Here is a 23,197-nt window from a genome sequence, read left to right as displayed (position 1 = left end):
CACTTTTAATTTTTTAATATTTCTTCTGCTTCTTTAAGTATCTCTTCATCAAGCCCCATTAATCTTGCTATATTTATTGCATCTCTAGGAACTTGGCTCTTATTAGTTACCCTTTTTAATCTATAATCCATATACTGACTTATGACTTCAATCCCATCTATTTTATCGCTTAAAAGTCTTTCTCTTAATTCATCATAATTAACATTAGCAAGGCCTATTACTTGGAAATGAACTATATCATCTGAATTCGCTATGTTGTCATAATGTGTAGTTATTACTGTTATGCTTTTACTATCTTTTAAAAATTTTACTATCGCCTTAGATATTGCATATCCTTCTTCTGGATTTGTTCCCCTTGCAAGTTCATCTAATAAAATGAGTCCTCTGTCATCTTTTTTACTTAATGCATATTTAAGTTTACTTATCTCTCCCCCAAATGTACTTAAACCCTTATTAATAGACTGTAAATCACCTATAGATACATGTATAAATCCGTTAAGCCCTAATTCCATTCTTTTGCACGGAACAAATAGCCCATATTGTGCCATTGCAGACAATAATGCAATAAGTTTAAGAGTAACAGTCTTACCTCCCATATTGGCACCAGTAATACAAGTAACTCCTTCTGACAAATTGATGCTTATTGGAGTAAATGATTTTCCGTTTTCTTTAAGAAAATCCTCAACTTCAATATGTCTTCCGTCTACTATGTTTATTGAATATTCATTTTTTACTTTAGGTTTAACCCCATCAATATCTATTGCCATATATGCCTTTGCAATTGTTAAATCTAATTTCCCGATGGCATTCATATTACTTAATAAATCGCTGCTAAATCTACATATTTCCTTTGACAATTCTTTTCTAACTTTATATTCTTCCTCTTCTTCCATACGTTCTACTTCTTCTAACTCCTTCTCTAAACTATCGATTACTGGAGTCGATTTAATTACATATTTAATATTCATATAAGTTTCTGAAGAATAGATTAGAAAAGGATATTCCCCAATTTTTTTTATTAATTCAGTATCGTCTTTTGATACAATAACTTCTCCTTTTAAATTCACATTAAGCTTTAAGTCTTTTTTTATTTTTTCTCTTATTTTTTTCTTTTCACTCTTTATATCTTCTTTAAGTTTCTTTTTATGTTCTCTAATTTCTTTAAGTTTGTCCGAATATTCTTCATATATGTAGAATGTCATTATACCTTCGTTTCGTGGGTCTAATAGGGCCTCTAGCTCTTCAATTCTCTTAATCCTCATATCTAAAGGTATGTCCCAATCAAGCTTTGAAGTTTCTTCATAGAGCCGCCTTAAAAGAAAGACGAAATTTTTTATCTCGAACAATTCTATTAATGTTAAAGTATTTCCTTTAACTGCATTTTTAACTGAATTACTCAAATCTTTAAAATGTTCAAGGAGTATCTTGATACGAACAAATTCTTTGTCATTATTTTTAATTAAATTTATTAAAGTTTCTACTTTATCTAACTCGCCTTTTAATATATCCTCTTCTCCAGGCATATATGGCTTTAATTTTTCTTTTAATTGATAACCAAATGGAGTTATTACTTTTATTTTGTCTACTACATAATTAAAACCTATTACCTTTTTTGTTGCATCATCCAATAAAAAACTCATTTCATTCATCTCCTAACATAACATCGAAAACGGGTATATCTTTAATAAACATACGCATTTTTTTTAAGAATTCATAACTATCAAAATAATAACCCTGTGGAGAATATGGATTTATCGTTACAGCTAATGTATTTATAGGTTCTAAAACTTTAACTTTAACCCCCATTTTCATGAACTTTAACCATTCTTTTGAAGCGATAAATATCTTAGTCCCATCTCTGACAATAAACTCAACCTGCCTAAATAATCTTGTGGTACTTATAATATCAATTAAAGTTTTTCCGACCAAAGCCCCTGGAAATACTACATATTTTGTATCTTCTTTAATTTCCGAACCGATTACTTTCCCACTATTTATAGCAGTTTTTATATCAAGATACTGTATATTAAGAAATCTATCTACAATACCTATTCTCTCATTTTCTATTATTTCTTTAATAACAGCCTTCTCATTAATATCTGTAATACTTTCAAGATTAAAAAGCCTTACCGTATGAACCGTATCTTCAATTACTCTATTCATATCTCTACTTATAACCGCTCCTGTAGCCAGAATAGTCCCCTCTGAAACAGAAGGTGATGCTGAAGAAACTCTATCTATAGCCCCATCTATCAAAACAATTTCCGCTCCCAAAGATAACATAAAATCACTTATTTCTTTAATCCCCCTATTAGTTTGAGGCCCTGCTATTTGTAAATATCCGCCGCATCTAACCCTGCTTACAACCACTTCCCCCATTGGCGTCTTGTACTCCGTAACCCTTATAATCTCTAGTTTCGCATCTCCTTTGTCTAAATTTTCAGCTAGAGTAGCTACAAAACTTCCTTCTGGAACATATATCATAGGCTTCTCGGTATTTGTAACTATATCTTTACTTTCCCCATCTCTCCCAATAGAAGTTATACCTAATATAATATCTCTATCATAAGCATCCTCTATCAGTTTATTTAATGTAACAGTTTTCCCAGCATTTTTTGCCATGCCTACAATCGAAACCGTTTTATATTTTTTGTATATAATATCTATAAGATTCACCTTCAGCACCTCACATATCAGTTGGCAGTTGCCACAGTCACCAGAAAACAGTTGTCAGGAGGGCAGGGAGCAAAATATAAAATGTGAAATTGAAAATTTAAAATTAAAACTTAACTGTCAAGTGTCCACTGTTAACTGTTAACTAATTTTACATTTTACATTTTCAATTTTTAATTTTTTATCCCTGTCCCCTATTCTTTGCTCTGTCTCTTCTCTGTAACTTAGTTGGTTCAAGTGATATATCATTGCCTTGCAAAAGCCCAGCTACCCCTGTAAGTTTATGCTCTTCTTCTCCTCTACATACAAGACAATTACATTCAGATTTATAATCCTCAGGTTCAGTATAAGTTGTTATAACTCCTTCAAAGTTTCTCAAAATTACTTTATTAGCCGACATAGATACTACATAGTTAGGCATTACAGGTATTTTCCCTCCCCCACCAGGAGCATCTACAACAAATGTAGGTATAGCATAACCTGAAGTATGTCCTCTTAAACCTTCGATAATTTCTATTCCCTTTGAAACTGAAGTTCTAAAATGCTCTATACCCATAGATAAATCGCATTGATATATATAGTAAGGTCTTACTCTAATTTTAACCAATTCGTGAACTAACTTTCTCATTACATGTATGCAGTCATTTACACCTCTTAGTAATACAGATTGATTACCTAATGGTATTCCTGCATTAGCTAGTTTTTCACAAGCTTTCCTTGACTGTTCTGTAATTTCTTTTGGATGATTAAAGTGTGTATTTAACCAAATTGGATGATATTTCTTAAGCATATTAACTAAGTCATCTGTAATTCTCTGCGGTAATACAACAGGAGTACGTGAACCTATACGTATTATTTCAACATGAGGTATTTCTCTTAACTTTTTGATAATAGCCTCTAATCTTTCATCTGATACTAACAAAGCATCTCCACCTGATAGAAGAACATCTCTTACTTGAGGCGTCTTTCTAATATATTCAATCGCTGCTTCAATTCTATCCATTGGCATTGCTGCATCTTGATGCCCTGCAAATCTCCTTCTTGTACAATGTCTACAGTACATAGAACACTGATCCGTTATAAGTAAAAGTACTCTATCAGGATATCTATGAGTCAAGCCTGGAACTGGTGAGTCTGTATCTTCATGTAATGGATCTAACATATCTGCCAAGCTCGTATGAGTTTCCATTATTGTAGGTACTGCTTGCATTCTAACAGGACATTTAGGGTCATCCTTATCCATAAGAGAAGCATAGTAAGGCGTTATACCCATTCTAAATTTCTTTAATGTTTCTCTTATATCTCTTTCTTCTTCCTCTGTTAAGTTTATAATTTTCTTAAGATCTTCAACATCTGTAATTCTATTTTTTACCTGCCATCTCCAATCGTTCCATTCTTCATCTGTTACATTTTTCCAAAGTTCAATATCTCTGAAATTTACCACAAGATCTCCCCCTTTTAAATTGATAGTTAATAGAAAATACTACTAACAGCCAATAGCTATCAGCTATTCCCCCATTTGATGTTCTCACTCGAACTAGTATCTACCATCTAAGCATACAACTCTTCATATATCTCTCTTAAAGCTTGACTTTCTCTCATTATTTGTAGAGCAATTTCTGCATGTCCTTTTGTGTATCCGTTTCCTATAATCATAGTTACATCTTTTCCTACCCCTTCTGCTCCTAATGCTGCTTTAGTAAAGCTAGTAGCCATACTAAAGAAATAGATTAAGCCATCATCTTTTGTCGCCAATATACTTGCCATTTCAGTATTTGGAACGTTTACACAGTTTATAGTTATATCCGCCATCTCTCCATTTGTAACTTCTTTAATCTTTTCCATGACCTCTACGGCATTAGTTGCATCTGCTTTAATATAATAATCTGCTAGGTTTGCCTTCTTCACTCTATCTAGGCTCTCTTGAGTATATCCTAAGCAAATTACTTTACCAGTTACTCCAACTCTTTTCTTAGCTTCATATAAGCATAACATACCAGACTTACCTGCTCCACCTATAACTAATACTGTATCCCCAGGCTTAACTAACTTTGCTGTTTGAGCTGGTGCACCAGCAACATCTAATACAGATAATGCAAGATTTTCTGGTATATCATCTGGCAATACAGCATAAATGCCACTTTCAAATAGTATTGCTTTTCCCTTTATATCTACTTGATCAATATCTTTTCTTACTTCTAGTATTTCATCTATTCTTAAAGGAGTTAATGATAATGATACTAATGTAGCTATCTTATCTCCAACTTTAAGATTTGTCTTTCCTTCTAAAGCTGGCCCTATTTTCTCAACTCTACCGATTAACATACCACCAGAACCTGTTACGGGATTTTGATGCTTACCTCTTGTATTAACTATATTCATCATTATTTCTTTAATTTTCTCTATGTCTCCACCTGCTTCTTCCTTAATTTGTGTAAAACTTGCAGAATCTATATTTAATGTTTGCACGTCAATTAGTATTTCGTTATCATAGATTTCCATATTGTTATCAATTTTTAATGCAGGTTGAGGTAACACCCCCTTAGGTTCAATTACTCTGTGAGTTCCGTATGGACATCCTTTTTTCATTCTGTTTCCCCCTTCTTTTTTATTTTGTTACCGAATAATTATTTATGCAAAGAGTATGCCAATTATTCGGGAGCTGGTACTAGATTAAAATTTAAAATTGAAAATGTAAAATGTAAGATTAATTCTTTGCTACAAATCCAGCTAAAAGTTCTAATTATTTTCATAAACAAAAAAAAAAAAAACGGCTAGAAGCCGTTTTTTTGTTTTAATGCCCATTTTTTTGCACTCATGTTTATCTTTTCAATTTGTATTTCCTCATCTTGTACTGCAATGTCTGCCTAGGTATTCCAATTAACTTAGAGGTCTTAGTTATATTCCAATCTGTTTTGTTTAGAGCCTCATATATTATACTTTTTTCTGTTTCCTCAAGTATTTCTCTTAAAGGTCTTATAGTAGTTGACTTTTTTTTGGTTTTTTTAAACTGCATTGGTAAATGCTTAAGTTGTATTTCTTCTATATCATGAAGAGTCATTATACTTTCTATAACATGCTCAAGTTCTCTAACGTTCCCTGGCCAACAATACTTTAAGAATGAATCCATAACATCTTTTGAAACACCTTTAACATTTCTTCCTAAAACTTTATTATATTTATCTATGAAATGCTCTACCAATAAAGGAATATCTTCTGTTCTCTCTTTAAGTTCAGGAAGACATAATGTAATTACATTAAGTCTGTAATATAAATCTTTTCTTATTTGCTTCTTTTCAATAGCCTCATCTGGAGAAACGTTAATAGCAGCAATAATTCTAACATCTACATCAATTGTCTTTACTGCTCCTACTCTTCTTATACTGCCATCTTGAATAACTCTAAGTAGCTTTGCCTGTAAATCTAAAGGCATTGAATTAATTTCATCTAAAAAAAGTGTTCCACCATTTGCGAGTTCAAATAACCCTGGTCTATCCTCTGCACCTGTGAAACTACCTCTAACAGTTCCAAATAATATACTTTCTAACAGACCTGATGGCAATGCTGCACAATTTTGAGCAATAAAAGGCTTATTTCTTCTAGGACTCGCATTATGGATTGACTGCACAAAAAGCTCCTTTCCTGTCCCTGTTTTACCATATATCAAAACTGGAGATGACACCATAGAAGCCTTCAAAGCCAGAGCTTTAAGCCTCAACATTTTTTCACTCTGTCCAATTATATCCACAAAAGTATATTTTGCCGTTTGTTTATTTTTATTAGACTTTTTTCTATTATCATTAAAAAGTTCTTTCTGCAAATCTACAATTTTTTCAGACAGTCTTTTAACTTGAGTAATGTCTTTAGATATTTCTAAAGCTCCAATTATTTTACCATTTGCCTTTATTGGCAATGATGTATTAATCGTAGTAATCTTATCACCTTTATAATTTACAAAAGTCTGCTCAACATTAAATATAGGCTGCCCTGTCTTAGTTACCTTCAAAAGCGTACTAGTTTCATATGTCAATGAAGGATAAATTTCTAATATATGTCTTCCAATAGCTTTATCCCCTTCTATTTCATCTAATCTTTGCGCAGCCTTATTATAGTAAACAATATTTCCTCTATTATCTATAATGTGAATACCCTCATCTAAATAATCCAATATTTCAAAAATATTTTCTCTGAAAAAAAGCTTTCTCACCCAATCTCCCCCTCTGCCGAATTTTCGGCTTCTAATGCCAAATATTAGGCACTCATTGAGTGCCTTTTCCCCCAAATTAGAATATCTTGTCTGCTATCATTCCACCCAACACTACCCCTAACACACCTATAACTCCAGCTAAAACTGGTGGTGCAGGAAGAGGTAATTTAAACTTCTTAAAGATAGCACCTAAAATTGTTCCTGCTAATGTAGCTTTTATAATTAACATTATATCCATACTATCACTTACCTTTCTCTAATTTTTTACTAAAGTTGCACCTAACCAAACTCCAAAAACACCCATAAATGCTGGTATATTAGGTGGAGCAGGTAAAGGGAATTTTAAGGCTTTAAACACAATACCTACTAACATTCCTGTAACTAATGACAATGCCATTTCTTTTATATCAATTTTTGACATAAAGTCTAACCTCCCTATATATCAAATACCTTAACTGTTAGAACATCTAACATTTTAGAAACAAAAACTTTTATTACATTGAGTATATACATATTACCTAAAATATCTTTTTCTTCAAACTCTCTAATAAAAAGTTTCCTATTATATTCATAAAAATATGCACAAAAATTATAAAGGTAATTGAAAAGCTTATACGGTTCTTTAAACCCTATAGCTTCCTCCATTACCTTTTCTAAATCCAAGATTTTAAATATTATTTTTTTACCCTCAACCAAGTTAAAAGACATGTCTTCTAAATTATCGTCTATCTTATAGCCTTCTCTTTCCAATATAGAATTTATATTATTAGCTCTTTCATAAACATAACTAACAAAAAAATAAGGGTTATCTGTAGTATTAATAAGAGCTAAGTCTAGGGGAACACTTATATTTCGCTTGGCAGTTTTGGATAGAGCCCAAAAATTGAACTTCTTTTCACCTATTAAGCTTTTAATATTTTTATTAAGCCTCTTTTTCCCACTATGCAGTGATATATTGCCAACTTCAATAGTTTCACCTTTAGTATTATAACATAAATTTTTCAAATGTCCATAAGGGAAAATATTGATTATATGGTTAAAATTTCTTAAATCTAATAATCTGTCATTTTTGATTGTCTTAGTTAAATAGACTCTATTACCCTTTAATCTTAAAATATTCAAAAGTGCATATGCATAAGCACTAGCTCTATTATTGTCATTTTCATTTAATAAATCATCTGATGTTAAATGTAATAGATAACTTTCGCGCTTATCTTTTTTTAATATATCTACACCATTTTTTAATATCATATCGCCAATTTTAATTATCCAAGTATCATCTAAATAAAAATTTATGAATCCTGGCCCTGCAATTTCAATTTTATTTACATATAATAAATTTCTATCAAGTCTCTTTATAATAATTTCAGCTATTTCTCTAGGGGATTTTTTTAAATATGAACTTAATTTTAATGATACATTGGTCGATATATCCCCAAAACTTGAGTCTTCAGGAATTGTAACATCAAAATCTATGTTAAAGTCCCAATTTTCCTTTTTTAAAGCTTTAATGATATTAATCTTAAACAAATCTATTATATCGTTTATCTTTTTCATAACAATCCCTCTAACTAATATTTATAATCAATTGATTAATGCTTTCTACTGTATTTGAAATGACTAATCTATATGACAATTTGATGCTTCCTTTACCCAAATCTGAAATATTGACTTCAATTTTATTCGTTGTAACTTCCATATCAAAATCTCCGTATTGAGTATGATAAGCTGTCTTATGTTTTTTATCCTTTTCAAATATCAATTTTGAATTGCTAGTTCCAAATCTCTTCATTAATATCTTATCGTCCTGTATTTTTAAAGTTGTTGTAGCTCCTTCCATGCCTGAAATTTTAGATTCCTCATACACTAAATAATATGCTCCATTCTTCTTATAAAATTTCCCTTCGGTAATCAGTTCTATCGTGTTATCTTCACCATCTAAATTCTTTTGTATCCCTTTTATTTTTAATACTACATCCTTCATACTTTCCAACCTTTCTAGAGATTTTCTATATTGACTTTTTCTATGGATTGAATTTCTCTTCTCAAGAAATTGCCACCTATTCTTCTAAACTTTTCTGGATCATCACTAACATAAAATTTGTACTCTGGTTTATCTGTAGAATCTTTTAACATATTATTTAAAATAAGCATTTCTTTAACTGCCTTAGCTGTTTCGAATGCTGGATTAACTAAAGAAACTCCTTTCCCCATCACTTTGCTTAATGTATATCTCAATATTGGATAATGCGTACAGCCTAATACTAAGGTATCTATGTTATGTTCCTTCAATTCCATTAAATATTTTTCAGCTGCTAACATAGCAACATCTGTATCTTCCCATCCCTCTTCTACTATTTGCACAAATAGCGGACAAGCAACTCCTATTACCTCGGCCGATTTATCCATATTTCTAATCAAAGTCTGATAAGCTTCACTATTTATAGTGCCAGAAGTTCCTATTACTCCTATTTTATTGTTTCTTGTTGCAGATATTGCCGCTTTAGCTCCAGGTTCAATTACTCCGATAATTGGCACATCAAATTTTTCCCTTGCAGGTTCTAATGCTATTGCACTAGCTGTATTACATGCTATTACTATAGCCTTTATATTCTTACTCAAAAGAAATTTTATACACTGAAATGAATATTTTATTACTGTTTCTTTAGATCTAGTTCCATAAGGTATTCTTGCAGTATCTCCAAAATATATTATATCCTCATTAGGAAGCTGTTCCATAATTTCTTTTAAAACTGTAAGCCCTCCTATGCCTGAATCAAAAACCCCTATCGGCCTATTATCCATACTTTACCTCCCGACTCTATTAATTAAATGTAAAATTGAAAATGTAAAATATAAAATTTTACTCGATTGCCGAAAAAACGAATATCGAATAACGAATGACGGATAACTTATATATATAAATATTATACGCCAAAATTATAAATATCAAAAGAAAATACAGGGAGATTAAACTCCCTGCACCATATTCTTCTCTGCTATCTCTATAGCTTTCCTTACTATATTACCACAATCCCTAGAAGATACTGCTCCCCATCCTTCTTTTTTTACTATGTCATATAACCCCAGCTGTTTTGAAATCTCCTCTTTTAATTTATTTGACATTAAACCTTTTTTGGCCACAATATTCCTCCCTAGGTTGGAGTCGATGGCATTTACCATCTACTAATATTTTCTGTAATTATAACAAATATTATTACAGATTATCACAAAATTTTTTTGCTGCCATCTGACATCATTCTATATACTATATCATCAAAATTCCATTTTCATCTCTTATTACTTTAAGTATTTTCTCTTCTTTACCTGTTTCAGCATTAATATATACTATAAAATTAGAACCCTTATATTTTCCTTTAAACTCATAACATAAAACTTCTTTTATACCATTCTTCGGTATTAAGGCTAACCTTACATTTTCAATGTCAAAATCTAATTTTACCCTGTCTCTTGCTTCCTCTTCTGTAAGTTTAGGCTTTGGTAAATTTCTATCGTAATGACTTTTTAGATAAGCAGCTGCATCAAACCCTACTATTTCTCCATTGTCTAACGCTACCTTTACTTTTATGTTATCTGCATATATCGTAACATTATTATCCTTATATGCAAAATTAAATAATACAACTCCATCAAATTTTAATGAATAGTTAGGTTCCATGCCCTTATAACCTTTTTCTTCTAAAAATTTTTTAGCGTATTTTAATGCATCATTAACAGAAAGTTTTTCTCTATCTACAGGTCTAGGATTCATCATCCATATTACTTTGCCGCCTTTTTTGCTTACACTTATATAAATAGCTCTTTCCTTACTCGTATTTTCTGGAGATACACTAAATGTATATGCTTCTATATTTGCTGCATTACTCTTCTTTCCTTCTTCAAATTTAGTTGTTTTCCTTACTTTTTTAATCCCTACAAATTTTTTCGCTATATCTTTTGCTTCATCAACGTTTACAATATCCCCTTTTAATCCTCTTGGTTTTACATTGAGAACTTGGTCAGAAAAAGGCCCATCGTATATTAATTCTGGATAATTATTTGTAATCTTCTCTTCAAATTTAGTTAATCTTGCATCCATAATATTTTCATTTGCCTTATCTAATTCTCTATCTTCACGTCTTCTCACCAAATTAAAATTCAAATGACCCTTCATAATCTTATTATGTAGGTTTGACAATTCATCTGCTAAGTAACTTGCATTATCCTGAAGTGCAAATAGTGCATGTCTTTGTTTGCTTGTAATAGGTTTCCCGTCTAGATAAGCCTGTATTAAAGAATAACAGTAATCAGCTGCTTGATTAAGAAATTTTTCTGTTTTACTTAAATCTTTATGACTTACAGGCATTTGTGAAAGTTTTTCTTGTGCTGTTAAAGCATGCTGCCAAATTTGTGATAAAAGTAAAATATTTAAATCTTTTGATTCTGCTAAAAGAACTTTAGATAAGTTTACTTGCACATTCTCGACATTGTCTTTCATATCATAAAAAAGCCTTTGATATTCATTATTCAACATTTGTTTATAGTCATTTTTTGTCTCGTATTGAACAAATCCCCATACTAAAACAACTATAAAAGCTAAAGCCAATATCCCAGGTAAAAACCATCTTCTATTTTTCAATAATTTCACCTCCATTTCTATTTACCAAACCAGTGTTTACCAATTTTTACTATAACTTTTCTAGACCATATCCATCTACTTGTAGCTGTAGCAGGATTCCAATAATAAAGGCTACCATAAGATGGATCCCAACCGTTCATAGCATCTCTTGCAGCTCGTATTGAATCCTTATCTGGTGTTAAATTTATCTGACCATCACTAACGGCTGTAAAAGCTCCAGGTTGATAGATAACACTCGCTATAGTATTTGGAAAAGATGGATGTTCAACTCTGTTTAATATTACTGCAGCAACTGCTACTTTACCTATATAAGGCTCTCCTCTTGCTTCGCCATGTACGGCTCTTGCTAATAGATATACATTATCGTCTCTCGTTACTTTTCTAGCTGCACCTCTAGTAGCGCGTCTAAAGCCAATGCCAAGTGCAGCAGCTGTTTGAGGCCCTACCACACCATCTACCTTTAAACCATTCTTTCTTTGAAATCTACGGACTGCTCTATATGTTCCAGCACCATATATACCGTCCACTCTTCCTGTATAATAACCCCATTTAAGTAATCTAGATTGAACTTGTTTTACATCATCTCCTCTAGAACCCCAATATAAAACTCTACTTATTGCATAAGCTTTATAAGCCGATGTAACACTTGTATCGATATAAGCTGTATATACAGAAAAAAATATTAATGTAAATATGCTCAATAATAAAACTAATTTTTTCAATTAATATCCTCCTCTCTAGTTTTTTATCTAAGTGTTAATATTTTCTGTAGTAATATGGGTAATTATTCAAAAAAAAAATGCGACCTAAGGTCGCATACAGACTGTTGACAAATTTATATTTATGAAAATGAAAGCGAATGCTTGAAAGAATTTAGTTTTTTCTAAATTCGTCTGCATGAGCGTCATTTTCATAAAATATTTTACTTTGTCAACAAGCTCGCAGAATAATTTTACATTTTACATTTTCAATTTTAAATTTTTATCTAGTACCTAGTCCAACGAGCATCTTTGCAAATCTTAATTTACTCTTTTCAAGAAGCTCGACTACCTTAAATTTAAGTTTCAAAGGTACTTCCCGTTCATTATTAGCATTTATTATCATGTTATATTCTTCTTCTGTCAATACTCCCTTTAACTCTTGTTTTATCTTGCTATTTGTAATTCCATGAGTAATATCGATAAAGCATAATGGCGGAAACATAACACACCACCAATTTTTACCTTTACCTTCTCCTATTACAACTCTAACAGCTTGATATTTCCCTGCTGGTAAAGTAAAGTTCCCATATGACTTTGTAGGAAAATCATACTCTCCAAATTGCACATTTACATCATAATTCTTACCTGCTTCTCTAATCTGCTTTTTTGCTATGTACTCAATTGTATCTAGATTATCTAAAATTATTTTTTTACTTTCACCTAATGAAGATACTTTTTCAAATTTTGAATTCATTTCATTAATTATTCTATCTCTAACTTTCAGTTTTAATTGCTGATCTTCAGGTGAATCACTATTAGCTATTACATGAAAACGTATCAAGTTATTTTTATAACTTTCTCTATTTTTATATACATCACTTAAAAAAACTATGCTACTAACAATAAGTAATACAAATATTAATACAAAAGATAATATTTTTTTATAACGTACCATTTATAATACCTCCTGCACCAGACAAATTATCCAACTACTATAAGTATTAACTATTTTTTTCTTTTTTAAACATACTTCTAAGCATTATTATTTAGTCATTCCTATCCTTCTTATCTTAGCTTTTACATTAACTTTTATCTTTACTTCTGGAAATACATCATCCCAATCATCTTTAACTTTATCCCAAATATCTGGTTTAAATTTGTATAAATATTCTCCAATTCCAATTACATCTGCCTTGAATTCTTTCTGTATTTTTTCTATAGTACCATCGATTTCATTTTTTACCTTGTTCTCAATTACCCCTTCTAATCTTTTCAACAATTTATCATCTAAAACATCATTTTTCGTTTCAAGTTTATATTGCTGCAAAGCACCTTCCATACTCACAGTTATATTCACTATTATTTGCTCATTTTCCATCTTACCAGTTTTTTTGACTTCTGAATCTGAAACAAAATATGATATCATAACATTATCATCTATTGCAATTATATCTTCAGAATTGACTTCATCAGTTATAAACATTACACTTCTGTTTTCTACTTCACCAAGCCATCCTACAAACTTATAATCTCTAATTACAGCAGCTCCTGCAACTTTTATATCTTTATCAGCAGGCACTATTCTTGGTATTAAAGTACATTTACTATCATGTAAATCTGGTAAAATATCCCCAATAGTCTTTGGAGTAAATCTAGAACTCTTTTCTTTTGCTTTAGATAATCCTACCAAATATGTTCCTGTAACTGATTCTAAACTAGGCTCTATTTCTATAGCCTTTTTTGCTTCTCCTTGAGATATAAAAACACCTACTTTTCTACCCATTTCATGAGTTCTCTCAAGCTCGTCAAATATTTGTTTTAATGTATCGCTATCTTTAACAACTTTTTCTCCAATAATTATTGCCTTAGTATGTCCAAAAAACATTGTTTTATTAGATCTAGTTGTTAGTTCTCTAGAAACGTGAAATATATTTTGCCCCATACTACTTAAAATAAATCTAGGTTCTTCACCGCCACCACCTTTTCTAATTGCCTTAACATTGGGAAAAACAAAAGTTACAATAAATTTCTTATATCCAACTTCTTTTTTTCCAATCTCTTCCCCTTGTCCTTGAACATCTATTCCTATTGCTGAAATAAAAGCTCTGTCATTTATCTCGACTTTATCCCAACATCCTGCAAGGATTATCACACACATTAAAATGATAATTATTTTACTTAACTTAACCATTATTAGCAGCCCTCTTTCTTTTTTTCTTAATCAGAGCTACAATTAAGTAAACAACCGGTATAACTACAACTACAGAAGTTCCTAAATAACTAGTAATCTTTTCCATAACATCATAAACTGATGCTATATTATCAAGAGCTAAAGATAACATGTAAATAAAAGGCATTATCGGCAATACAAAATATTTATGTTCTTTTAATCTACATAGTTTACACAAAATTAAAGCAGCAGAGTAATAAAATGGAGATAAAGATGCAAATACCGATAAAACCCAAAGTCCCATTACTATACCCTCTATGTTTTCAATAAAAGCTCCTGGTAAATCTATCGTTTTCATAAGAGATAATGTTGGCCATAGTAAATGCTTTACTTCGTTTTCACCAAACCTGCTTAATGACACTACAAAAAAAACTATATAAACAAACATTACAATTAATATTGATAAAATATTGAATTTCATAAGATTCTCAGTATCTTTTACATAAGCTGAAATAAGTAATATCAATTCATATCCCATAAAACTGAAAAAAGTTATATGGACAGATTTGATAATATCTAACGGATTTGTTCTAAAGAGCGGTAAAAGATTAGTAAAATCTAAATCTGGTATCAAAGATAACAGTAATAAAAATACAGGTATAATAACTATAGGCAGTATTAGCTCTGCCATCCTAGCTAATCCTTCTATTCCTCCTCTTACTAAATATGCACTAACTAAAAGCATTGAAATTATAATAATTTCTGTTGGAGTATCATCTAATAGAAACATTTTAACAACTTCGGCAAAGATTCTTATTTCAAAGGCAGAAAATATAACAAAGTGAATAAAAAGTATAATTGAAATAACATTAGATACAGGAGTTGTAACTAATTCTCTTCCAAACTCTACTATAGTTTTATTTGTAAATAATTTGACTAACTTCACCGATACTGCAGTAAAAATACATGCAGTAATTCCACCTAATATTATTAAAATCCATCCATCAGTACTAGCCTTTTGAGCAGCATTCCTAGGAAGTGACAATATTCCTACTCCAATGATTGTCGTAAGCAAAATAAACATCACTTGATTTGCTGATATCTTATCATTGCCTTTAAGCATTATTTATGCACCTTCTTACCCCTTATTCTTCGCTGTCAGAAAATATTCTGTCTTTATCGTAAACATTTGTAAATTTAGGTCTTCTTTTCATGATTTGAATAGGTAGTTTAACCATACTGTCCTTCAGGTCACTATATGTTTCACTAAAAGATACATAAGGCGACATATAAGGTACTCCAAAGCTTTCTAATCTGACCAAATGGCTTCCTAATATGAGTAAAGCCAGCATTATACCGTATAAACCTAAAATTGCTGAAAAAATCATAATTCCAAACCTTACAAATCGAAAACCTGTTGCAATATTATAGTTAGGTATAGCAAATGATGCTATAGTAGTTAATGCAACTATAATAACCATCATAGGACTCACGATTCCTGCTTCAACAGCAGCTTGACCTATTACTAAACCTCCAACTATACCTATAGTAGTACCAATAGGTCCTGATAATCTCATACCAGCTTCCCTAAGGAGTTCTATAGTAACCTCCATAATAAATGCTTCAATTATTGCTGGAAATGGAACTCCTTCTCTTGTAGCTGCTAAATATAAGGCTAACTGAGTTGGAAGCATACCCGGATGATAAGCTGTAACTGCTATATAGATAGAAGGCAGTAGTAAAGCCATTAAAGCGGCAATATACCTTAATAATCTTACTAATGAAGTAATAATCCACCTTTCATAGTAATCCTCAGAAGACTGTAATAAAGTACCTATAGTTACTGGAACTATAAGTGCAAAAGGTGTATTATCAATAAGTATAGCAACTCTTCCTTCATATAAGGCTGCTGCTACAGCATCAGGCCTTTCTGTATTTTCTACCTGCGGAAAAGGTGATATCCAATTATCTTCTATAAACTGCTCTATAACTCCGCTCTCTAAAACTACATCTACTCTAATAGTTTTAAGCCTCTTTATAACCTCTTCAACAAGATCTTTATTTGTTACATCCTCTACATAAAGTACAGCTATATCCGTTTTAGACCTCCTACCAATTTGCATGTTTTTTATTTTAAGTCTAGGGTCTCTTATTCTTCTTCTAACTAATGTAGTATTGACTTTAAGCGTTTCTACGAAGCCATCTCTCGGCCCTCTTATTACAGTCTCTGTCTCAGGTTCAGCTAAACCTCTTATAGGCCATCCACGAGATGATACGATTATAATCTTTTGATATCTATTTATAAGCAGTATTGTTTCACCTGCTAGTACATTGTCTATTGCCTCATTTAAAGTTTCTACTTCTTTTAATTCTGTAATTGCAATGTTCCCCTTTTTAACTAATTCATATAAATTGTTCTTAACGCTATTAGGATTAGGTTCTAACCCTCTAGCCTGATGCATAAGAGATTCTAATACATAATCGCTTACTAGCATCTTATCAGTAAGACCATCTACATATACAATTGCAAATTTAAAATTTTGTCTTTCCCCAACTGTAAATTCTCTATAAACTATATCATCACAATCCTTCAATATCTCTTTTATCTTTTTTAAATTTATGTCTATATCTTTTGATATAGATATGCTGTTTTCTCGTTTAGAATCTTCTTTTTTATTTCTTTTCTTAAGTGGCATTTAGCTCCTCCTTATAAAATCTTAAGTAAAGAGTAAAATAGTGGCCCTCCAATTATATATATAATTCCTATTATTTTTGCTAAATTCGATTCTTTCATATTCCCCTTAGCTCTTAGATGCATTCCATCGACAAAATATGTAAATAAACCTATAAACACTATTAAAAAAACCATATATAAGCTACATATCTCTTTAAATTCATTTATTACTGACTTTATTAAATCCAAAATATCACCTCTTGTTTTCACATTTTTGCTAAATATAATATTTGCAATAATATATAATGTTATACAAAAAAAATCCTCATAAAATGAGGATTATAACCCAAAATACTCTTTAATAGATTTTCTTGCAACATTAACCATTAGTTCTATTTCTTCATCATTTATTACATAAGGGGGCATAAAATATATAACATTTCCTAGAGGCCTTAATAAAACTCCGTATTTTAAAGCTATTCTATAAATTTTATATCCAACTCTTTCTCTCCAGTCAAAACTCTCTTTTGTATCTTTATCTTTTACAAGTTCTATAGCCCCTATCATTCCGATTTTTCTAAATTCACCTACATACGGGATATCTAGCAAAAGCTCTTTAACCTTTTCATTAATAAGTTCTGATTTAATCTTATTTTTCTCTATAATACTTTCTTCTTCAAATATGTTTAATGTTTCACAAGCTACAGCACAACTTATCGGATTTCCCGTATAACTATGACTGTGCAGGAATGCTTTTAAAGTAGTATATTCATCATAAAATGCCTCGTATATCTTATCAGTCATAAGTGTAAGTGATAAAGGTAAATATCCAGCCGTTAATCCCTTCGATAAACACATAATATCTGGCGAAATACCTGCATGTTCACAAGCGAACATCTTCCCTGTTCTTCCAAATCCAACAGCTATTTCATCAGCTATAAGATGAATATCATACTCATCACATATTTTTCTAAGTTTTTTTAAATAAACAGGAGAATATATTTTCATTCCTGCAGCCCCTTGAACCATAGGTTCGATTACAACACCAGCTATTTCTTCATGATGTTTGACAATAGTTTTTTCCATATGTTCAAAACATTCCGCACTACAAGTTTCTCTAGATAAATTATATTTACACCTATAACAATCTGGTCCTTCAACTTTAAAAGTATTTAATAATAATGGTTTGTAAATCTTGCTATACAAATCTATATTACCAACAGATAAAGCTCCTAGAGTTTCTCCGTGATAAGCATTAGTTATAGCAGCAAATTTAGTCTTTTTAATCTTTCCTATTTGCTGAAAATACTGAAAACTTAATTTTAATGCTACTTCTATAGCAGATGAACCATTATCGGCAAAAAAGACTTTATTCAAACCTTCTGGAGTTATATTTACTATCCTTTCTGCTAATTCAATTGCAGGTTTGTGTGAGAAATTTGCAAAAATAACATGTTCTAATTTCTCAATTTGATTCTTAATAGCTTTATTTATCCTTTTATTATTATGTCCGAAAAGATTTACCCACCAAGATGATATAGCATCTAAATAGCGATTTCCTTCAATATCATATAAAAATACTCCTTCTCCCCTTTCTATAACTATAGGAGGGAAATCTTCATAATCTTTCATTTGAGAACAAGGATGCCATATGTACCTTAAATCTTTGATTTGCATTGAATTCATTTTAATACCCCTTTTCGTTAAATAAACTTAATATTCTATCTGCATCTATTTTCTTTTCAAATTCAGATTTTAAACTTTCAAAATTATTGCTATTAAAATCAAAATCCTTTATGTTATCTATTACTGCTAAGATTTCCTTTTTAGTTATATTTTTTATTGTTTCAATATTGTCCCTCTCATGTATTTTGCCTGTATATCTGTTTATAATAATTCCTTTAATATCTAAGCCTATACTTTCTGCAAATTTTACAGTTAAAACCGTATGATTTATTGTCCCTACATCTGCCCTCGAAACTATTATAATCGGAAGATTTAAATCTTTTATCAAATCATATATAAAGTACCTATTTTCTATTATAGGTACAATTATGCCACCACTACCTTCAGCGATTATGTATTCATATTTTTGTGATAATTTTCTATATGTATCTAATATCTTTTTTTTGCTAATCTCTATTCCCTCTATCTTTGCTGCAAGATGAGGAGATACTGGTATCTTTAGACAGTAAGGATTCATTAAATTTTCATCTTCTTCTAAATTACATACTTTTTTAACTAATACAGTATCACCTGAAATAAGTCTACCATTTTCGATAATACCACCGCTTTGCACGGCCTTAAAACTGCATGCATTTATTCCATTTTTTCTCAAAATATATACTAACCCTGCAGTAATAACAGATTTTCCTACATCAGTATCAGTTCCTACGATAAATAATCCTTTCCCCAATTTTAATACCCCTTTCCTATATCTAAACCTTCTTGTATTATCATTTTTTTATCTTCTTCAATATTGCTTCCTATTGTAGTTAAATAATCTCCTACTAATGCAGCATTTACTCCTGCTCTAAAACCTATATTTTGTTTGTTTTTTAAAGCCATTCTTCCACCAGCATATCTTATATAGCCATCTGGTATTATATATCTATACAGAGCCATTGTCTTTAGTATTTCAAAAGGCGACAGTATTTCTTTATTTTCTAAAGGTGTTCCCTTGATTGGACTTAATACATTTATTGGAATCGATTTTACTCCTAGATTTCTAATTTCAAATGCCATTTTTATTCTATCTTCTTTGCTTTCCCCCATACCTATTATCCCGCCACAACAGATTTTAAGCCCTGCTTTCATCGCATTTTTAATACTCTCTATTCTCTCTTCATATGAATGAGTTGTACAAATCTCTTTATAATATTCTCTGCTCGTTTCTATGTTATGATGATACATTGATACTCCCGCTTCTTTCAGCTTTAAAGCCTGTTCATAGCTTATAATTCCAAGAGAAGCACATAGTTTCAAACTAGTATCTTTAACCAATCTTCTATAAATATCTAATATTTTTTCAAAATCTTTACCTTTAATGCCTTTACCACTAGTTACAAGTGAAAATCTGTGAGCACCAGCTTTCTCCATTTCTTTTGCTCTTTTTAAAATCTTATCATAATCTAATAATCCGTATTCCATAACTCCAGTATTATAATAAACAGATTGAGCACAAAATTTACAATCTTCAGAACATCTTCCAGATTTTACGTTCATTATAGTACATAAATCAACTTTTCTACCTGCAAACTTTTCTCTTATTGCATTCGCACCTTTGAATAATATCTCTAATGTTTCAATATCTTTTTCATCTATATTAACAATTTCTACTGCTTCATCATAGTAAATCTGACCACCATTTAAAATTCTTTCAATAATGTTAGATATAATTTCTTTCATAACTTATTCCCCTTTTCTTATATTCTAGTTATATACCCTAATTTTTTCAAAATAGGTATTACCTTTACTGAAGTAAATGCTACTAAAGCACTAAGCAGTAAATCTGGCACTATATATAGAGCAAAACCTGCATATATAGCCTGTCCAAATGTCATAGTCTTTCCTAAATAGTAATTTACAATTAAATATAGATATGGAACTCCAATACCATAAACAATCATAAGTCCAGTAACTACGATTATAAAATATTTTATAAATGTAATCTCTTTAAGATTTTCTGTAAGCTTACCAATTACATATGCACATAATATGAATCCTATCAAATATCCAAAAGTAGGCTGAAAAATATAAGAAATACCTCCTCCTTTTGTAAATATAGGAACTCCTGCTAAACCTATTCCTACATATAGAAGTTGAGAAATTAAACCTAATCTCGAACCTAAAAGTGTACCAGCATAGGCACAAAAAAGAAATTGGAGCGTAAAAGGTACTATAGGAGTAGGAATTCTAATAAAAGCACCTATTGCCGTTAATGCTGCAAATAAAGACACTAAAATCATATTGCGTATTTTTATTCTCATGACTATGCCTCCTTTTCTTTAATGTATATAACTGTAAATATAATAATATAAACCAAAACATATTGTCAACCTTTTTATTTTTTATGGTTGACATTTTAATTTGATATAAATTAAAAAAACTTGATTTTAAAATCTAATAATGATATGCTTTATTTAAACAATTAAATATAAAGAATATATATTTCCTTCAGGGCAGGGTGAAATTCCCGACCGGCGGTATAGCCCGCGAGCCGCAATAGCGGTTGATCTGGTGAAATTCCAGAGCCGACAGTATAGTCTGGATGGGAGAAGGAAATGTTGCAAAATGTTCTATATTTTCTGAAATTTTATGCCCTGAAGTTAAAACTTCAGGGCTTTATTTTTTATGTATGGGGGGTGATTGATAATGGATATAAAATACATGAAAAGAGCATTAGAATTAGCAGAAAAAGGAGCTGGCTTTGTAAATCCTAATCCAATGGTAGGCTGCGTCATTGTTAAGAATGGCAGTATTATAGGTGAGGGCTATCATAAATACTTTGGCGGAAATCATGCAGAAGTTGAAGCTTTGAATTCAGTTGTTGAAAATCCAGAAAATTCAATCATGTATGTAACTTTAGAACCATGTTCTCATTTTGGAAAAACTCCTCCCTGTGTTAACAGAATAATAAACAGCGGTATTAAAAAAGTTATTATAGCAACATTAGATCCTAATCCTTTAGTTTCTGGTAAAGGTGTAGAGATACTTAAAAATAATGGAATTGAAGTAGAAATAGGAATACTAGAAAATGAAGCAAGAAAACTTAACGAAATCTTTATAAAATATATTACAACTAAAGTTCCTTTCTGCCTCATGAAAACTGCAATGACTCTAGATGGAAAAATAGCTACAAAGTTTTCTGATTCTAAATGGATTACTGGTAAAACTTCCAGGCAGTACGTTCATAAATTAAGGCACAGATACAGTGCCATAATGGTAGGAATAAATACAATCATAGTTGATAATCCTCAACTTACAGTAAGGTTAAAGAATTTTAAAGGGAAAAACCCTGTAAGAGTTATTGTAGACAGCAGGTGCAGAATACCTTTAGACGCAAAAGTAGTTAAAGATGTATCTAATGCAAGAACTATAGTAGCCACCACCGTTTTAGCTGATAAGAGCAAAACAAAAAAACTTAAAGAGCTAGGGGTAGAAGTCCTGACCACACCAACTATAAACGGCAGAGTGGACTTAAATTATCTTATGAAAAAGCTGGGTGAAATGGGTATAGACAGCATTCTTCTAGAAGGTGGAGGAACTCTCAATTACTCTGCTTTAAAATCTAATATAGTTGATAAAATAAACTTCTTTATAGCACCTAAAATAATCGGAGGTCATCTATCCAAAACTCCTGTTGACGGAGATGGTATTCCATTTGTAAAAGACTCTTTTTACATAGATAATATTACAATTCATAAGTTAGATGAAGATATTATGATAGAAGGATATATACGAAATAAAGAAGGTGATTAACTTGTTTACTGGTCTTGTTGAAGAGGTAGGTATAGTTAAATCGATTTTAAAAGGAACTAAATCTGTGAAAATAGTTATAAAAGCAAAGAAAGTATTAGAAGATATAAAGATTGGAGATAGTATTAGCACAAACGGAGTATGTTTAACTGTTACAGATTTTACTGATAATACATTCAGCGTAGATGTCATGCCTGAAACTATGAAAAGAAGCAATTTAAAAAATCTAGTGCCAGGAAGTAAAGTTAATTTAGAAAGAGCATTAAGATTAGGTGACAGATTAGGAGGACATTTGGTAAGTGGCCATATCGATGGAACAGGTAAAATACTGTCATTCGATAAAGAAGATAATGCAGTATGGGTTACTATAAAACCTCCTGAAGAATTGTTGAAATATATCATCTATAAAGGCTCTATCGCTATTGACGGGATTAGCTTAACAGTAGCTTACATTGATAATAAAGTATTTAAAGTATCTATAATCCCCCATACTAAAAAGGTTACAACGCTTATAGAAAAATCTTTAGGTGATGAAGTCAATCTAGAATGCGATATGATAGGAAAATATGTTGAAAAGCTATTAATTCACAATAAAAAGGAAGAGGATGACAAAGATATAGATATAAAGTTCTTAAAAGAACATGGATTTATATAA

General features: G+C 30.9%; 24 protein-coding genes and 1 riboswitch. Of the genes, 2 read left to right on the top strand and 22 right to left on the bottom strand.

Going from position 1 to position 23,197, the window contains the following annotated elements; all coding sequences use genetic code 11:
* Window positions 1-5 precede the first annotated feature (5 nt).
* The 22 genes from kamC to AB4Y15_RS00625 form a co-directional block, all read right to left on the bottom strand.
* The gene (gene kamC / locus AB4Y15_RS00730; protein ID WP_427337830.1) at window positions 6-1,640 is read right to left on the bottom strand and encodes a lysine 5,6-aminomutase reactivase ATPase KamC; all 1,635 of its coding nucleotides are present in this window, start codon (window positions 1,638-1,640) and stop codon (window positions 6-8) included.
* Window position 1,641: 1 nt separating this feature from the next.
* On the bottom strand, window positions 1,642-2,676 hold the full coding sequence (gene kamB, locus AB4Y15_RS00725) for a lysine 5,6-aminomutase reactivase subunit KamB (RefSeq protein WP_427337828.1): 1,035 nt from the start codon (window positions 2,674-2,676) through the stop codon (window positions 1,642-1,644).
* Between the two features lie 178 nt (window positions 2,677-2,854).
* On the bottom strand, window positions 2,855-4,117 hold the full coding sequence (kamA, locus tag AB4Y15_RS00720) for a lysine 2,3-aminomutase (RefSeq protein WP_427337826.1): 1,263 nt from the start codon (window positions 4,115-4,117) through the stop codon (window positions 2,855-2,857).
* 107 nt (window positions 4,118-4,224) lie between these two features.
* Window positions 4,225-5,262, bottom strand: coding sequence for an L-erythro-3,5-diaminohexanoate dehydrogenase (gene kdd / locus AB4Y15_RS00715; RefSeq protein WP_427337824.1), 1,038 nt, complete (start codon window positions 5,260-5,262; stop codon window positions 4,225-4,227).
* A gap of 232 nt (window positions 5,263-5,494) precedes the next feature.
* A complete protein-coding gene (locus tag AB4Y15_RS00710; protein WP_427337823.1) occupies window positions 5,495-6,880 on the bottom strand; it encodes a sigma-54 interaction domain-containing protein in 1,386 nt (461 codons plus the stop codon).
* A 76-nt stretch (window positions 6,881-6,956) separates the two neighbouring features.
* Window positions 6,957-7,118 carry a DUF1427 family protein gene (locus tag AB4Y15_RS00705; RefSeq protein WP_427337821.1) on the bottom strand — a complete coding sequence of 54 codons (162 nt, stop codon included), beginning with the start codon at window positions 7,116-7,118 and terminating at the stop codon, window positions 6,957-6,959.
* A gap of 18 nt (window positions 7,119-7,136) precedes the next feature.
* Window positions 7,137-7,301: a XapX domain-containing protein gene (locus AB4Y15_RS00700; RefSeq protein ID WP_427337820.1), complete on the bottom strand. Its 165-nt coding sequence runs from the start codon at window positions 7,299-7,301 to the stop codon at window positions 7,137-7,139.
* 14 nt (window positions 7,302-7,315) lie between these two features.
* Window positions 7,316-8,437 (bottom strand): DALR anticodon-binding domain-containing protein, encoded by a 1,122-nt coding sequence (locus tag AB4Y15_RS00695; RefSeq protein WP_427337818.1) that lies wholly within the window; start codon window positions 8,435-8,437, stop codon window positions 7,316-7,318.
* A gap of 10 nt (window positions 8,438-8,447) precedes the next feature.
* Entirely contained in the window at window positions 8,448-8,864 is a 417-nt protein-coding gene (locus AB4Y15_RS00690; protein WP_427337816.1) for a YwiB family protein, read from the bottom strand.
* A 14-nt stretch (window positions 8,865-8,878) separates the two neighbouring features.
* Window positions 8,879-9,685, bottom strand: a complete 807-nt coding sequence (gene murI, locus AB4Y15_RS00685) for a glutamate racemase (RefSeq protein WP_427337814.1) — start codon at window positions 9,683-9,685, stop codon at window positions 8,879-8,881.
* Window positions 9,686-9,850: 165 nt separating this feature from the next.
* Window positions 9,851-10,024, bottom strand: a complete 174-nt coding sequence (locus AB4Y15_RS00680) for a small, acid-soluble spore protein, alpha/beta type (protein WP_069650516.1) — start codon at window positions 10,022-10,024, stop codon at window positions 9,851-9,853.
* A 124-nt stretch (window positions 10,025-10,148) separates the two neighbouring features.
* Window positions 10,149-11,519, bottom strand: a complete 1,371-nt coding sequence (ypeB, locus tag AB4Y15_RS00675) for a germination protein YpeB (protein WP_427337812.1) — start codon at window positions 11,517-11,519, stop codon at window positions 10,149-10,151.
* Between the two features lie 17 nt (window positions 11,520-11,536).
* A complete protein-coding gene (sleB, locus tag AB4Y15_RS00670) occupies window positions 11,537-12,241 on the bottom strand; it encodes a spore cortex-lytic enzyme (protein ID WP_427337810.1) in 705 nt (234 codons plus the stop codon).
* Between the two features lie 259 nt (window positions 12,242-12,500).
* Window positions 12,501-13,175: a stage II sporulation protein R gene (spoIIR, locus tag AB4Y15_RS00665; RefSeq protein ID WP_427337808.1), complete on the bottom strand. Its 675-nt coding sequence runs from the start codon at window positions 13,173-13,175 to the stop codon at window positions 12,501-12,503.
* Window positions 13,176-13,262: 87 nt separating this feature from the next.
* Complete coding sequence (locus AB4Y15_RS00660; protein WP_427337806.1) at window positions 13,263-14,411, bottom strand: Ger(x)C family spore germination protein; 1,149 nt, start codon at window positions 14,409-14,411, stop codon at window positions 13,263-13,265.
* A complete protein-coding gene (locus AB4Y15_RS00655; RefSeq protein WP_427337804.1) occupies window positions 14,404-15,513 on the bottom strand; it encodes a GerAB/ArcD/ProY family transporter in 1,110 nt (369 codons plus the stop codon). Before AB4Y15_RS00655 ends, AB4Y15_RS00660 begins: the two co-directional genes overlap by 8 nt.
* A gap of 22 nt (window positions 15,514-15,535) precedes the next feature.
* A complete protein-coding gene (locus AB4Y15_RS00650; RefSeq protein WP_427337802.1) occupies window positions 15,536-17,086 on the bottom strand; it encodes a spore germination protein in 1,551 nt (516 codons plus the stop codon).
* Window positions 17,087-17,097: 11 nt separating this feature from the next.
* A complete protein-coding gene (locus AB4Y15_RS00645; RefSeq protein WP_427337800.1) occupies window positions 17,098-17,313 on the bottom strand; it encodes a CLC_0170 family protein in 216 nt (71 codons plus the stop codon).
* A 90-nt stretch (window positions 17,314-17,403) separates the two neighbouring features.
* On the bottom strand, window positions 17,404-18,750 hold the full coding sequence (gene bioA / locus AB4Y15_RS00640; protein WP_427337798.1) for an adenosylmethionine--8-amino-7-oxononanoate transaminase: 1,347 nt from the start codon (window positions 18,748-18,750) through the stop codon (window positions 17,404-17,406).
* A 1-nt stretch (window position 18,751) separates the two neighbouring features.
* Window positions 18,752-19,480, bottom strand: coding sequence for a dethiobiotin synthase (gene bioD / locus AB4Y15_RS00635; protein WP_427337796.1), 729 nt, complete (start codon window positions 19,478-19,480; stop codon window positions 18,752-18,754).
* A 2-nt stretch (window positions 19,481-19,482) separates the two neighbouring features.
* The gene (gene bioB, locus AB4Y15_RS00630; protein WP_427337794.1) at window positions 19,483-20,472 is read right to left on the bottom strand and encodes a biotin synthase BioB; all 990 of its coding nucleotides are present in this window, start codon (window positions 20,470-20,472) and stop codon (window positions 19,483-19,485) included.
* A 17-nt stretch (window positions 20,473-20,489) separates the two neighbouring features.
* A complete protein-coding gene (locus AB4Y15_RS00625; protein ID WP_427337793.1) occupies window positions 20,490-21,053 on the bottom strand; it encodes a biotin transporter BioY in 564 nt (187 codons plus the stop codon).
* A 179-nt stretch (window positions 21,054-21,232) separates the two neighbouring features.
* Window positions 21,233-21,350: riboswitch (FMN riboswitch) on the top strand.
* Between the two features lie 88 nt (window positions 21,351-21,438).
* Between AB4Y15_RS00625 and ribD the strand changes: the two genes are divergently transcribed.
* A complete protein-coding gene (gene ribD, locus AB4Y15_RS00620) occupies window positions 21,439-22,545 on the top strand; it encodes a bifunctional diaminohydroxyphosphoribosylaminopyrimidine deaminase/5-amino-6-(5-phosphoribosylamino)uracil reductase RibD (RefSeq protein WP_427337791.1) in 1,107 nt (368 codons plus the stop codon).
* Window positions 22,538-23,197 (top strand): riboflavin synthase, encoded by a 660-nt coding sequence (locus AB4Y15_RS00615; protein ID WP_427337789.1) that lies wholly within the window; start codon window positions 22,538-22,540, stop codon window positions 23,195-23,197. The genes ribD and AB4Y15_RS00615 overlap by 8 nt, the downstream gene beginning before the upstream one ends.

It is taken from the genome of Caloranaerobacter longqiensis, assembly GCF_050286925.1.
Classification (GTDB): domain Bacteria; phylum Bacillota; class Clostridia; order Tissierellales; family Thermohalobacteraceae; genus Caloranaerobacter.
The sequence above is the reverse complement of the archived record's forward strand: the minus strand, read 5'-3'. Positions and strand labels throughout refer to the sequence as shown.